The organism is Pelomonas sp. Root1217 (assembly GCF_001425705.1).
Taxonomy (GTDB): Bacteria; Pseudomonadota; Gammaproteobacteria; order Burkholderiales; family Burkholderiaceae_C; genus Pelomonas.
This window is the reverse complement of sequence record NZ_LMDC01000028.1, coordinates 549,589-562,597: the sequence shown is the minus strand read 5'-3', so window position 1 is coordinate 562,597 and position 13,009 is coordinate 549,589. Positions and strand designations below refer to the sequence as shown.

General features: G+C 65.9%; 10 protein-coding genes. 1 reads left to right on the top strand and 9 read right to left on the bottom strand.

Annotated elements, in window-relative coordinates; all coding sequences use genetic code 11:
• Positions 1–21: 21 nt before the first annotated feature.
• Together ASC95_RS22550 and ASC95_RS22545 are read right to left on the bottom strand one after the other, a co-directional pair.
• On the bottom strand, positions 22–624 hold the full coding sequence (locus ASC95_RS22550; RefSeq protein WP_057299929.1) for a DUF1326 domain-containing protein: 603 nt from the start codon (positions 622–624) through the stop codon (positions 22–24).
• Positions 625–771: 147 nt separating this feature from the next.
• Complete coding sequence (locus ASC95_RS22545) at positions 772–2,343, bottom strand: sodium:proton antiporter (RefSeq protein ID WP_057299928.1); 1,572 nt, start codon at positions 2,341–2,343, stop codon at positions 772–774.
• A 134-nt stretch (positions 2,344–2,477) separates the two neighbouring features.
• Between ASC95_RS22545 and ASC95_RS22540 the strand changes: the two genes are divergently transcribed.
• Complete coding sequence (locus ASC95_RS22540; protein WP_057299927.1) at positions 2,478–3,221, top strand: ankyrin repeat domain-containing protein; 744 nt, start codon at positions 2,478–2,480, stop codon at positions 3,219–3,221.
• Here ASC95_RS22540 and tsaA read toward each other — a convergent pair.
• The 7 genes from tsaA to ASC95_RS22505 all read right to left on the bottom strand — a co-directional run bounded on the left by tsaA (position 3,218) and on the right by ASC95_RS22505 (position 12,650).
• Positions 3,218–3,625 carry a tRNA (N6-threonylcarbamoyladenosine(37)-N6)-methyltransferase TrmO gene (tsaA, locus tag ASC95_RS22535; RefSeq protein ID WP_056195984.1) on the bottom strand — a complete coding sequence of 136 codons (408 nt, stop codon included), beginning with the start codon at positions 3,623–3,625 and terminating at the stop codon, positions 3,218–3,220. The genes ASC95_RS22540 and tsaA overlap by 4 nt on opposite strands.
• Before the next feature lie 30 nt (positions 3,626–3,655).
• Positions 3,656–4,051, bottom strand: coding sequence for a YciI family protein (locus ASC95_RS22530; protein WP_057299926.1), 396 nt, complete (start codon positions 4,049–4,051; stop codon positions 3,656–3,658).
• A gap of 278 nt (positions 4,052–4,329) precedes the next feature.
• The gene (locus ASC95_RS22525) at positions 4,330–6,096 is read right to left on the bottom strand and encodes a phospholipase D-like domain-containing protein (protein WP_057299925.1); all 1,767 of its coding nucleotides are present in this window, start codon (positions 6,094–6,096) and stop codon (positions 4,330–4,332) included.
• A gap of 333 nt (positions 6,097–6,429) precedes the next feature.
• Positions 6,430–9,066, bottom strand: a complete 2,637-nt coding sequence (locus ASC95_RS22520) for a TonB-dependent receptor (RefSeq protein ID WP_057299924.1) — start codon at positions 9,064–9,066, stop codon at positions 6,430–6,432.
• 77 nt (positions 9,067–9,143) lie between these two features.
• Positions 9,144–10,376, bottom strand: coding sequence for an MFS transporter (locus ASC95_RS22515; RefSeq protein WP_057299923.1), 1,233 nt, complete (start codon positions 10,374–10,376; stop codon positions 9,144–9,146).
• A 5-nt stretch (positions 10,377–10,381) separates the two neighbouring features.
• Positions 10,382–11,332, bottom strand: coding sequence for a carbohydrate kinase family protein (locus ASC95_RS22510; RefSeq protein WP_057299922.1), 951 nt, complete (start codon positions 11,330–11,332; stop codon positions 10,382–10,384).
• A 64-nt stretch (positions 11,333–11,396) separates the two neighbouring features.
• Positions 11,397–12,650: an ROK family transcriptional regulator gene (locus ASC95_RS22505; protein ID WP_057299921.1), complete on the bottom strand. Its 1,254-nt coding sequence runs from the start codon at positions 12,648–12,650 to the stop codon at positions 11,397–11,399.
• Between the last annotated feature and the right edge of the window lie 359 nt (positions 12,651–13,009).

Here is a 13,009-nt window from a genome sequence, read left to right as displayed (position 1 = left end):
TGGGGCGGCCCGGCGCGGCGCTCATGCGTCGAAGACGAAGGTGCTCTGTAGCGCGTTGTGGTTCTTGAGATCGAGGTCGATGCCCAGGGCCGGGTTCTTGGAGCGGTAGGTCGGCGCCTTGCCGACGAACACCGGCGCGCCCGGCACGGTCGAGAACACGGTGTCGGACAAGGTCGTCAGGCCGCCCATCGCGCCGCGATAGGGCTCGAGTTCGGCGTAGTAGTTGGTGCCGATCTCGAGGATGCCCTTGCCGTCTTGCACGGTGAACTTGATGGGCGCCCGCTCGACCGACACCACCGTGCCAATGAGGGCGGCGAGATCGGCGACCGGCCCGCCGGCCTGGCCCGTGTAGACCTTGAGCAGGGCTGCCTCCTGCGCCGCCGAGGCCTGGTCGTCGACAAAGATTGCGGCGGTCCAGTTGCCCTGGAGGATGTTCCCCGGGACATGGGCCACGGCCGCAATGGTGTTGCCGCCGACATCCACCCCGTCGATCACACCCTTGTCGATGCGCCAGGCGACGATGGTGTCGCAGGTGCCGTTGTCAGGATCCTCGCCGATCCAGCAGGGACACAGCACATTGCAGTTGCAGACCTCCAGCAGACGACCTTCCAAGTGATAGCCCATATGACTCTCCGTCAAAGCCAAACACAATGAACTTGTCGCCGCGGCACGGCCGGCAAGGCGAAAAATCATCCTACGCCGCGGTGCCGGGTCGAGTCCAGGTTCGTTGAAGACGGCATCCTCAATCGATCACCCCCTACTTCGTCGCATCTACTCCGTTGCATCGGCATTCGCCGCCCGCAATGGGTCCGACACCTCCAGCCAGTCCAGGTCGTTCTCCAATGTGTGGAAGGCGTCATCGCCGATGCTGCCGGCGTCGCGCATGGCCAGCAGCACCTGCCGGGCCGCCTGCAGGGCGGCGCGGTAGCGGTCGTCGTACTCGGCGCCGAATGAAGCGAACGGGCTGCCGCTTTCGTGCAGCGGCCGGCCCAGGTGCATCTTCAGGTTCTTGCGAACCAGGCTCACGGCGGCGGAGCCCTCTGCGGGCAGTTGCTCAAAGGCGGCCTCCAGCATGCGCTGGCGCGCGACATGCTCTTCGTGCGCCACCGGGTCGCCGTCTTTCAGATTGAGCGCGCGCAGCAAAGGCTTCAGTGTCAGCCCCTGGATCAGCAGCGTGCCCAGCACCACGAGGAAGGCCGTCAGCACGATCAGGTCGCGCCCCGGAAAGCCTTCGGGCAGCGCCAGCGCCGCCGCGAGCGTGACGACGCCGCGCATGCCCGCCCAGGAGATCACCAGCCCGCTGCCCACGCTGGGCCGCAGCATGGGCCGCGGCGGATTGAAGCCGTGGCGGTGGTCGCGCCAGCGGATGGCGGCATTGAAGGACATGTGCCAGGCGACGCGCACGACGATGACGGTGACCAGCACGGCGGCGGCCACCAGCAGGTATTGCGTTCGCGCCGACGGCTCCAACGCCATCAGGATCGGGCGGATCTGCAGGCCGATGAAGATGAACGCAAAGATGTTCAGCGCGAACACCACCGTGGCCCAGACCGCATTGGTGGGGATGCGCACGCGCGCAGGGATGCGCGCCGGTGCCGTGCGCGCCAGCGTCATGGCGAAGCAGACGGTGGTCAGCACACCCGACAGGCCCACATGCTCCGCCAGCTGCCACACGCTGATGGTGCCGATGAACTGCAGGATGATGGCCGTGGGAATGTGCTGCACGCGCTCGAACAGGCGCTGCACCAGCCAGCCTAAAGCGGGGCCGGCGATCAGGCTGCCCAGCACGGCCAGCAGGAAAGTTGGCGCCACCGCCTGCACCGAGAAGCCACCCGCCGCAACTGCGCCAACGGCCAGGCGGTAGATCAGCAGCGCACTGGCGTCGTTGAGCAGGCTTTCACCTTCGAGGATGCCCAGGATGCGCTGCGGTGGGCGCAGCGGCCGCAGCACCGCGGTGGCCGCCACAGCATCGGGCGGTGCGACGATGGCGCCCAGTGCCACCGCGGCGGCCCATGGCATGCCTGGCACGAGCGCATGGGTCACCATGGCCACTGCGGCCGTTGTGAGGCAGACGGCGAAGATCACCAGGCTGACCAACGGCGCCCAGTTGTCCCTGAGATCTCGTAGCGAGGCGTCGTAACCGGCATCGACGAGGACGGGAGCGACGAACAGAGCCAGCACCAGCTCGGGTGGCAGGCTGGGGCTGGGTGCACCCGGCACCAGGGCCAGCAGCGCGCCGCCAATGGCCAGGAACACCGGGTAGGGCGCGCCCGCACGCCGCGCGGCGGCAGCCAGTGCCACGGCGGCGATGAAGATGATCAGGATTTGTTCAAGTTCCTGCACCGGCCGGAGTATGGCGACCTCGCCCTGGCAAAGGAAGGCGGGCTCGGCAGGCCGGCGGTCGTAGCATCGCTTCCCAACACCCAGTCCCCAGGCCGCGCCGTGAAGGCGCACCGGTTGCTTACCGAAAGCAAGTCATGACCGGCATCTCCGAGCGTCTGCTCACCGCCTTTGAAACGCACGACGTTGAAGACATCCGGGCCGTCCTCGATGCCGGCTTCGATGCGAGTTCAAGCATCGGCGGCAAGACGGTGGTCAACCATCTGATCGAGATGTACTTTCGTTCGGACCGGTTTGCCACCTGCCTTCGGTTGCTGCTGGAACGTGGCGCCGTGCTGGACGACCCGCACCTGGCGCCGGTGCTGCTCAACGACGCCGACGCGCTGGCCTCGGCCGTGGCGGCGAACCCGGTGTTGCTGCGTCACCGCACGCAGATGCCCTGCACCTTCACGCCGCTTGACGGCGCCACGCCGCTGCATGTGGCGGCGGAGTACGGCCACGCAGAGGTCGCCGAGCGGCTGTTGGTACTGGGCGCCGACCCGAACGCAGCGGCCGATGTCGACGCCGACGGGCTGAACGGCCAGACGCCGCTCTTCCACGCCGTGAACTCGAATGCCAACCGTTCGGCGCCCGTCATGCGCCTGCTGCTCGCGGCTGGCGCGAGGGCGGACGTGCGCGTTCAGGGCATCACCTGGGGCCGCGGCTTCGACTGGGAGACGGTCTGCTACGACGTGACGCCGCTGTCCTACGCCCAACTCGGCCTGCTGCCGCAGATGCAGCGCATCGAGGCCGATACCTACGCCAACATCGTCGAACTGCTCGCGGCCCTGGGGCGGCCCGCGCCGCGGCTGGGCAATGTGCCGAACCGGTATTTGCGCTAGCGCTCCCGCAGGCGATCCAGCACCGGCTTGACGTCGATGATCGGCGTGCCGTCGAAGGCTTCGAGATGGAGTGCCTGGTAGCGAAGCGGGCCGTCTTTCTCGACCAGCGTGACGCGGTGCAGCCCCACCGGGTTGGGCCGGTCCTGCGAGCGGGTGCTGAACACGCCGCGCAGCGGGGCGTTCAGGTCGTCGCGTGGATGCACGCTCAAGGTCTCGCGCTGGCCGCGGTCCAGCCAGGTCAGCAGCAGGATGTCGTCACCGACCTGCAGGTCGCGCAGGCCCGCTTCGAATGCGGGCAGGAACTCCAGCCACGCCGTGGGGGCGCCTTCATCGCCTTGCTTGGGCGCCTGCTCCCGGCTCGTCAGCGGTGAACGCACATGGCCGATGGGTTGGAGGACGAACATCTGTTCTGCGCGACGGCGCGGCGCCAGGCCTCAACGCTGACGCCAGGGCGGCGGCGTTTCGTTGGTGATGTCCGTCGCCCGCGCCCGCTCGGCGTCGAGGGGGCGGATCTCCAGCGTCAGACCGAAGGCCAGGCAGGGGTTCTGCGCGGCGAGTTCGGCCGCTTCCTCCAGGCTCGTGGCGACGATGAACCAGTAGCCGCCGACGATCTCCTTGGTCTCCGCGAAGGGGCCGTCGGTGACCAGCCCATGGGCAACGAGCTTGCCTTCGGGCGCCAACCGGCTCCCGGGTTTCATCCGCCCCGCCGCGAGATGGCCCTCGTACCAAACGTAGAACTGATCGATGGCGCGCTGGACGTCCTCGCGAGACGCTTTTTCGTCCCACTGGCCGCGCGACACAACGAGGTATTCGTGCTGCGGTTGGTTCATGGGTGGATGGTAAATGCAGGGGGACCGTGGAGCGTTCCGCGGAGGCCGAGTTGCGAAACCAGACCTTTCACATCGCAGCATTGGCATAGACCGCTGAAGCCACCGATAGGCAGGTTCAGGTGGAAGCGGGCGGTGCCGGACTGCCTCAGGCGAGCATGCTGCAATGCTCAAGCACCGCGCTGTTCATCCATGAACCCTGAAGCCGGGCAGGCAACGTTCGGCCTTAGATCCGGTTTGGTCTCGGCAAATGATCGAAGTCTAGGAGCGAAGCAACTCGCTCAGTCCGAAGGAATCGCCGATAGCCAGAAACGCAATTGAGCGTTCCGGATGGAGCCATCGTCGTTGTAGTAGCGCGACTGCCATTCTTCAGGCTTCACCTTGAGGCTGGCGTCCGCCTTCTCGCCATCGCGCTGAACCATCGAGCGCCACGAGAAGTGGTCGTAGATGTCGAGGACATGCGTCGCATAAGCCTCTGCCAGGTACCGCTGACCTTTGACGATGACGAGGTTCTCGTCATTGTTGAAAGAAGCACGATGGCCAAGGTTGTGGCTGCCGGTCACGACAACGCAGTCATCCGAGAACGGATCGATAACGACGATCTTGTCGTGGGTGACTGCAAAGCCGGCAGTGAGGATTTCCTTCATCCATCCAGCGGGGATGGTTCGCGACAGTGCCGCCGCCGTGACAACACGCGGGTCTTGCTTGACAGGTGGCGTACCGTCGCCTTCCTTGGGCGGAGTAATGCCTTTGAGCTCGTACACAAAGCCATCGGCCGCTGAGGGGTTGGTCACGCAGCCTCGCACGAAGAGCTGATGGTTGGCCTTCTGCGCCTGCGCTGCCCAGTTTGCGAGGCTCGGCGAGCCGGGATAGAACGCCAGGAAAAGGATCGCACTCTTGGCTCTAAGCATCAGCTTCGCCACCTCGTCCATGTCGACAGGGCGCGTTTCGTTGGCGCCGGTCCCCTTGCGCAACGCCGGGGCGTTCGGTGAGAACCAACTCGTGACAGTGGCGCCGTTCTCAAGGTTGAAGGTCTTGGACTTCCGATCCCATGTGCGCAGTTTGGCGGCCTGCAAGGCCTTCGGGTCATCGCCGGCGGCCTCAGTGTCCTTCTTCAGCTCGTTCCAATAGTCGAGGTAACGCTGAGCCAGTTCAGGGTTACGCCAGATGATGGTGTTGTTGGTCTGTGTGCACAGCCCCGTCGATGTCCAGTTGGTCGAACCGAACAAAACTGCAACAGGCTTTTTCTTCTTGACCAGGACCGCGAACTTGTTGTGTCCGATCTGTCCTGTCCGGAACATTCGATCAATCACTTCAGCACCAGCGTGCTTCAACGTCTGGCGGGAAGTGCTGTTGCCATCGGTGACGCCGCTCGCGCTCTGCCCGTCGCTGGCCTTTGGGTTCGAGAGCACAACGTGCAGTCGGGACTTCAGGCTCGCTAGCGAAGAGATCAGTTCGTCATCGCCAAGTTCATAGAGCGCGCAGTACAACTCGTCGTTGGTCTTGGCCTCGCCCACGAATCCTGTCAGCGCCTCAATCATGCCGCCGGCGAGGTCACCGCGAAGCGAATCCGCTTGGTCGGTAACACGCTCAAGCAACTTGCCCTTTTCTGGCTTCCCGTCCAGAGCCTGCGAGACGTGTTGCGTCGAGATGATTCCGCGGTTGAAGTAGGCTGCAAGCGTGTCTGACAGGAACGGCGTGACCTCAACCTCGTTCGAAACGGCGTAGCCGACCGACATCGGTTTGAGCTTTCCTGGCTTGCCCTCCAGAGGAACGACCTTGTAGCGGAACCTGCGAGAGCCTGACTTGTCGGCGACTAGGCGGGCGTATGGATCCTTCCAGTAGAACTTTTGGATCGGGAACTCATCGGTCGTCTGGCCCGCCTTGCGCTTGAAACCCGGGAAGACGGCCATTGAAGGCAGTGGCGTCTCGACGCCAGCTTCGTCGATCCGGTGCACTGCAAATCCCATGCAGCCCGGCAACTGACGCCCATAGCTCCAAGCCACCATGACAACATCGTTGTCCGCGAACGCGATCGCGTTTTGCATGTGTGCCCCTCCCAGGGTCGCTGAAGTGCCAGCCTGCTTGCCTTCCCAAAGTCTAGGGATCAGGGCACCTGTGGCGCTACCTCGCCGGCAAGATTTTCAGTGCGCACGTCCTCAAAACGATTGAAGGGTTTTCCTCAGCGCAGTCCCGGTCTTGAGAGAAGGGCTGAGGGGGCCCCGGACAGTCCGCCATGGCTCACCGTCAGAGCGTTATGACGCTGGTCAAGGGGTCGAGGACCCCTCAAGTGGCCGCTTGCGCCCCACCTGAAAGCCATTTTCAACAGCCTGCTAGGGCGCGCCCAATGCTGACGGTTCGAGTTTTTTGCGGTGGCTACCTCAGTAGTCGATCCCTACCCGAATCCCGTAGGTGCGCGGGTCGTTCCAGTAGGCGCGCACGAAGCCGCCGCCGTCCTGCACCGCGTTCTTGGTCATCTTGTTGGTCGCGTTCAGCACGTAGAGCTCGGCGCGCCAGTATTTGGGTGCCTGCAGCTTGAGGCTGGCGTCGATCTTGGTGAAGGCCTTCTGGCCGTCGGAGATGTGCGGGTTGTCCAGATTGAGCAGCGTGAAGTACATCTTGTCCTGCCACTTCAGGTTGACCCAGGGCGTCAGCTCCCAGCCGTCGCCCATCATGAAGCTCTGCGCGAAGTTGATGCCGAAGCTGTACTTGGGCGACAGGGGCAGGTGGTTGCCGGTGATGTCCAGGATCTGGCGGCCGGCGAACTCGCGTACCGGGCCGCTGTAGGGCTCGGGGCAGGCCGGTGCGCCGGCCTCTGCGCGCACGCCGCAGTTCCAGGTGTCGCTGTAGGACGGGTAGTTCTTGGTCTTGCTGTTGATGTAGCTGAAGAAGGCGCCCAGGCGCGCGCCGGCCCAGGGCTTGTAGTCGACCTCCAACTCGATGCCCGGGATGTTGACGACGCCGACGTTGACGGTCTGCCACTTGGTGACGATGTCGCAGGTCGGGTTGTCCTCGGGGCAGGGCTCGGTGCGCTTGATGCGCGAGGCGAAGTTGTCGCCGGTGACCTGCATGTCCTTGTAGCGGCTGAAAAAGAGGGTGGCCGACAGGCTCAGCCGCTTGTTCAGCATCAGGCCCTTGTAGCCGATCTCGAAGTTGGTGACGGTCTCGGGCTTGTAAGAGAAGAAGGTGTACTGCGGGCCGGCCGGGCCGTCCACGCAGTCGTGGCCGCCGCAGCGGTCGTCCTTGTCGCCAAAGCCGCCGGCCTTGTAGCCGGTGGACAGCGACGTGTAGACCATGTCCAGCGGCGTCAGCTGCTTCTGCAGGCCCAGGCGGTAGGTGATCTTCTTCCAGGTCTCGGAGTTGTCGTTGCCGGCCGGCGGGCCCCATTCGGCATAGGCGCCGGTGCCGGCGAAGGGCCCCATCAGCTCGGTCAGGTCGCGGCCGTTGTGGGCGCGAAAGCCAGGCTCGCCGGGCGTGCCGGGGTGGAAGAGGCCGTTGTAGTAGGCCGGCGTGGAGCCGTCCCAGCCACCGAAGACCTGGCCGCCCTTGTCGGTCTTCTTGTCGACGCTGTAGCGCGCGCCGAGCGTGGCCGTCCAGGTCGGCGCGAACTTCCAGTCGGCTTGGGCGAACACGGCCTTGGCGTCGATCTGGCGGTCGGGCTGGTGATAGAACTGGCTGGTCGGGAAGCCATACGGCGCCGTGACCAGCTGCTCCTGCGCATAGTCGATGGCGTTCTTCTCGTGCATCCAGAACAGGCCCGTGACGAGCTGCAGCGTGTCGGTGTGATGCTTGAACTGCAGCTCATGCACGCTGGACTTGTAGGTCGAGCCGAGCGTGAACGAGGTCATGTCGTTGACGGGCCAGGTGCCCCAGTCGCCGTCGGGGCCGACGGGCAGGCTGGCCGTCACCTGGCTGGCGATGGGGTGGTAGCCGCCGTCGTCGTCGGACTGCTGGCTGCGCTTCTGGTTGGCGAAGGCGAAGCCGTATTCGATGCTGCTGCTGGGGCTGAGGTTCCAGACGAGATTCGAGCGCAGCGTGTCGATGCTCATGTCGGTCTTGCCGGGCACGTTGATCTTGACGTCCCACTTGCCGCCGGTGCAGGCGAAGGCGGTGCCGGCCGCCATGTCGCAGTCCTTCATCGCGACGTCGCCGGCGCTGTTGTTCTGGAACTTCTCGTAAGCCAGCAGCCATTCGACGTTGTCGGCGAGCTTGAGGCGCCCGGCGATGCGGGCGGCCCATTCGTCGCGGTTGGAGTAGTACTTGCTCTTGGGCACCAGCGTGTTGCGGCGCTGGTCGACATCGGGGATGCCGTCGGCATTGATGCCGTGTGTGGGCAGGTTGACGTCATAGAAGTCCTGCTGCTGGTTGATCCAGCCGTCGCGCTGCACCTTGTTGACCGTGGCGCGCAGCGCGAACCTGTCGTTGACGGCGATGTTCTGGATCAGGTTGACCTGGCGCTTGCGGTAGTTGCCCAGGTCGGCCTCGAGGCTGCCGTAGGTCGAGCCGAACTCGGGCTTGGCCGGGATGATGTTGACGCTGCCGCCGGTGGAGTTGCGGCCGAACAGCGTGCCCTGCGGGCCGCGCAGCACTTCCACCTGCTCGAGGTCGAACATCAGCGCGAGGGCCCCCTGCGGCCGCGGCGAATACAGGCCGCCCACATGCAGGCCGACGGCGGGGTCGCCGATCTCGGTGAAGTTGGTGGAGCCCACGCCGCGGATGTTGATCTGGATGCCCGAGTCGGCGCCCGAGGAGATCTGGAAGTTGGGGATCGTGCCCGACAGGCCGCGCACGTCGTGGATGCCTTCGCGGCTCAGCGCCTCCTGCGTGATGGCGGTGACGGCGACCGGCGTCTTCAGCAGGCTGGTGCTGACGCGGGTGGCGTTGACGACGACGGTGGGCAGCTCGTTGCGAGCGCTGTCCTTGTCTTGCGGCGACTCCTGCGCGAAGGCCGTGCCGGCCAGCAGGCCGACGGCCGCGGCGGTGACGGTCTTGGTGAATGCTGCTCGGTTCGGTCTCATCGCTCTCGCTCCTTGTGTCTGTGTATGGGCGGACGCCGTCCTGGCCCGCAAGCCATGGCGTGTTTTGAATCGGGAACTCAGGCCTCGGGTCTGGGCCTGGTGGGGGACAACAGCTGCGCCAGCGAGACGGTCTCGTTGCGCACCAGGGGCCTCGCCCAGGCGCTCACGCTCAGGATGTAGGCCAGGGTCAGGAAGACGGTGGACATCGCGGCGCGCAGCCCGATGGCATCGCCGAGCACGCCGACGATGAGGGGGAAGACGGCGCCGCCCAGGATGCCGGTGCACAGCACGCCCGAGAAGGCACCGTGGTGGCGGGGCACGGAGTTCAGGCCGAGCGAGAACACGACCGAGAACATCACCGACAGGAAGAAGCCCGAGGCCGGGAAGGCCAGCTGCGACGCGGCGGCCGGTCCGAACAGGGCGAGGGCCACGCTGCCGATCGCCAGCACCGTGAAGCCGGCCAGCACGAGGCGCGAGTCCAGCAGCTTGAGCAGCAGCAGGCCGAGCAGGCAGCCCAGCGACATCAGGCCCCAGAAGCGCGCGACGGCGTCGGCGCCTTCGGCCGTGGCCGAGATGCCGTGATAGGTCGACAGGAACTGCGATATCCAGTTCGCCAGCGTCTGCTCGGTGCCGACGTAGGCCATGATGCCCAGGAAGAACAGCCGCACGTCGCGCCGCGCCAGCAGCTCGCGGTAGGCGCCCCAGCCACCGGTGCGCTCGTCGTCCTTCAGCTCGACTCGGGGCAGCGGCAGTGCCTGGTTCATGACGATCAGCGCGATGAAGGCCGCCATGAAGATCCAGTAGAACGCGACCCACACGAGCGGGCTGCCGGCCGCGCCGGGGCGCTCCATCAAGAGCTGGAAGGCCCAGGGGCTCAGGAAGGATGCGAGGCCGAACACGAGCTGGCCCATCACCGAGAAAAACGCGAAGTGCGCCTCGCCACCGGCGGTACGCATCAACGGGTTGATGACGACCTGCAGCAGTGCCATGCCCAGGCCGATGACGAACAAGCCGCCGATGGCCGTTGCGTAGCTGGGCCACAGCGCGATGGCCAGCGAGCCGGCGAAGTTCGATACGAAGGCCACGAGCAGCGTGAAGCGCGGCCCGCGCGCTTCCACCAGCATGCCGCCCGGGATGGACACCAGCCCGTAGGCCAGGAAGAACGAGAACGGCAGGAAGCCCGCCATTGCCAGGCTCAGCTTGAAGTCCTGGATGATGATCGGCATCAGCGGGCCGATGAGGTTGGTGACGAAGGAGATCACGAACCAGATCAGCAGGATGTAGCCGACGATCAGCGCGCGCTGCTTCATGATGTTCAGGCTGCGATGCAGTCGGCGAACTCGCCGGCACGAATGGTCTTGCGCGGGAAGCGCGACAGGATGGCGCGGGCCGTGCGGCAGCCGGCAGCGAGCCCTTCTGCGAGATGACCGCCGCGCAGCCGGGCTGCAAGGTAACCCGCGTTGAAGGCGTCGCCGGCGCCGATGGTGTCGAAGATGTCGGCCGGCTCGGCGTCATGCGCGCTGCGGCGGCCGGCTTCGAAACCCATCGCACCACGCGCGCCGACCTTGACGACAAGGCTGGCGCCGGCTTTGAGTTCCCGGCCGATCAGCACCAGTGCCGCGTCAAGGTCTTCCGTGCCGGCAATGCTGCGCGCCTCCAGCTCGTTGATGAGCAGATGGTCGCAGTGCGGCAGCCAGGTCAGTACCTCGTCGCGCACGTCGGGTGTCCATCCCTCAGGCGGCCAGCCGGTGTCCAGTGCGATGCGGTAACCGCGCGTGGCGGCCTCGGCGAGCAGATCGGCATAGCGGCCGCGCAGTTCGGTCAGCAGGAAGGGCGCCGTGAACAGGGCGATGGCCGGCGCATCGGTCGGACGCAGGTGCTTGAGCACATGCTGTACCGACAGCTGCTGCAGATGGCCGTGTGTGGTGAAGAAGTTGCGATCACCGCAGGCATGCATGAGGCCGACCGAGATCGTCGTCTCGCGGTCGCAGGCCTCGAGGTTGCAGCGGATGCCAGTGAACTGCTCGGCCAACCAATGGCCGAAGTGGTCGTTGCCGACGGCGGAGATGAGCTGGGTGTTCAGGCCGATATGGCGGGCCGCCAGCGCGGCGTTGGCGCCGGAGCCACCGGCACGCAGCTCGCTGCGGGGCATCAGCAGCTCGGTGCCGATGCGCGGCCAGGCGTCCAGAGTGCCGAGAACGAGATCGACGCCGACGTCTCCGACGATGCTGAGGTGAGGGTCGAGATGAAGGCGTGCCGTGTCCATGGGCGCCAACTATAGGAGTGCGCCAAATGGCCTGTCAATAATTAAATCCAGTGGATTGAAATATTTATTGAGCCCGACGCGAAGGCGGTGCGCGGTGGCCCATCAGCTCGGCCGCGTCGACGTCCGGGCGGCGTTCCTGCTGCAGCACTTCCAGGCGTGGCGACAGCATTTCGTAGAAGGGCAGCACGGCCGCGCCGAGGATGGAGCTGTCGTCCTGGCGGTCAGACAGCACCAGGCGCGTCTCGGGGCTGGCGACGCCGCCCCGCACCGAGCGATGCCAGGGCTGGGCCAGGGCCACGAGGTGCTCCACCAGCACCTTGGGCGCCGAGCCGCCGATGACGATGGACCGCGGGTCCAGCATGTTCTCGATCATGCAGACGGCGTCGCGCAGGCGGTCCGCTGCCTGGCGGCACCAGCCGTGCAGGGCCGCGTCGGCGGGCTGCTGCAGGCGCCGGGCCAGGTCGACGGCCCACACATCGTGGTCCGACACGCCCAGCGCCTCGGCCAGCGAATGCATGGACAGATAGCGCTCCAGGCAGCCGCGGTTGCCGCAGTAGCAAGGCGTGCCGCCGGGCACGATGGGCACGTGGCCGATCTCGGTGGCGTTGCCGTCGGCGCCGGGAAAGGCCGAGCGGCCGATGACGAGGGCGCCGCCCAGGCCCAGGCCCAGGTGCAGGTAGAAGAAGTCGTCCAGGTGGCGGGCCACGCCGAACAGCGTCTCACCCAGGGCGCCGGCAACGCTGTCCACGCGGTAGAAGAGCGGCAGGCCGGTGAGTTCGCCAAGCTCATCGAGCACGGACAGGTCGTTCCAGCCCTCCAGCGCCGTCGGGCCGATGAAGCTGATGTCGGTGTGGCCGAGCGGGCCGGGCAGGGCGATGCCGATGCCCCACAGGCGCTCGCTTGATTCGCGGCGCAGCCGAGAGACGACCTGCAGCATCGAGGCCAGCATCTGCTGGCGGTCGCTGGTGTCCAGCTCGACCTCGCAGCGGCTGCGCACCTCGCCGACCAGATTGACGAGCGCAGCGGAGGCGCGGCCCGGCTCCAGGCTGATGCCGATGGAGTTGCCCGCCTGCGGGTTCAGCTCGAAGGCGATGGGTGGCTGGCCGCGGGATTTGTCGACCTTCTGGCGCCGCGACACGATGAGGCCGATGGCCTCCAGGTCGTTGGTGATGTTGGCCACTGTCTGCGGGCTCAGGGACACCATGTCGGCGATGTCCTTGCGCGAGGCGGCGCCTTGCTGGCGGATGAAGTCCAGCACAACGCGGCGGTTGTAGGGGGCGCTGGACTGCTGGTTGGCTCCTCGGCCGGTGGTTCTCATGCGTGCTGGCGGCGCCTTTCGTGGCGCCGATGATAGTGGGCGGCCTCAAGCCGGGCGGCCGGTCCATGAGCTGCGTTCTGCGCTCTCTGGGGCTTGACCTGAGGGTGGTGGCGATTCTGACTGAGCCGTCAACCCAAACATCATCGTGTGGCTGTAATAAATTTATACAACCATTGGATTTAAATATTGACGATGCCGGCTTGGCGGCCCTACATTCGCCGCCCATGAGACGTGAAGTCCCGTTGGAGGGACGAGGTCCAGCCCGGCGCATCCCGCAGTGAAGTTGCGCTCCTCGCCGGCGGTGCACTCCCTTTTCTTCGCACCGCTCGTGGGCATCCACAACCCGTGGCCCTTTTTCG

Coding starts and splice junctions, on each gene's coding strand:
- ASC95_RS22515 (WP_057299923.1), bottom strand. CDS start 10,376: ATGAAGCAGCGCGCGCTGATCGTCGGCTACATCCTGCTGATCTGGTTC.
- ASC95_RS22525 (WP_057299925.1), bottom strand. CDS start 6,096: ATGCAAAACGCGATCGCGTTCGCGGACAACGATGTTGTCATGGTGGCT.
- ASC95_RS22550 (WP_057299929.1), bottom strand. CDS start 624: ATGGGCTATCACTTGGAAGGTCGTCTGCTGGAGGTCTGCAACTGCAAT.
- ASC95_RS22510 (WP_057299922.1), bottom strand. CDS start 11,332: ATGGACACGGCACGCCTTCATCTCGACCCTCACCTCAGCATCGTCGGA.
- ASC95_RS22505 (WP_057299921.1), bottom strand. CDS start 12,650: ATGAGAACCACCGGCCGAGGAGCCAACCAGCAGTCCAGCGCCCCCTAC.
- ASC95_RS22520 (WP_057299924.1), bottom strand. CDS start 9,066: ATGAGACCGAACCGAGCAGCATTCACCAAGACCGTCACCGCCGCGGCC.
- ASC95_RS22530 (WP_057299926.1), bottom strand. CDS start 4,051: ATGAACCAACCGCAGCACGAATACCTCGTTGTGTCGCGCGGCCAGTGG.
- ASC95_RS22540 (WP_057299927.1), top strand. CDS start 2,478: ATGACCGGCATCTCCGAGCGTCTGCTCACCGCCTTTGAAACGCACGAC.
- tsaA (WP_056195984.1), bottom strand. CDS start 3,625: ATGTTCGTCCTCCAACCCATCGGCCATGTGCGTTCACCGCTGACGAGC.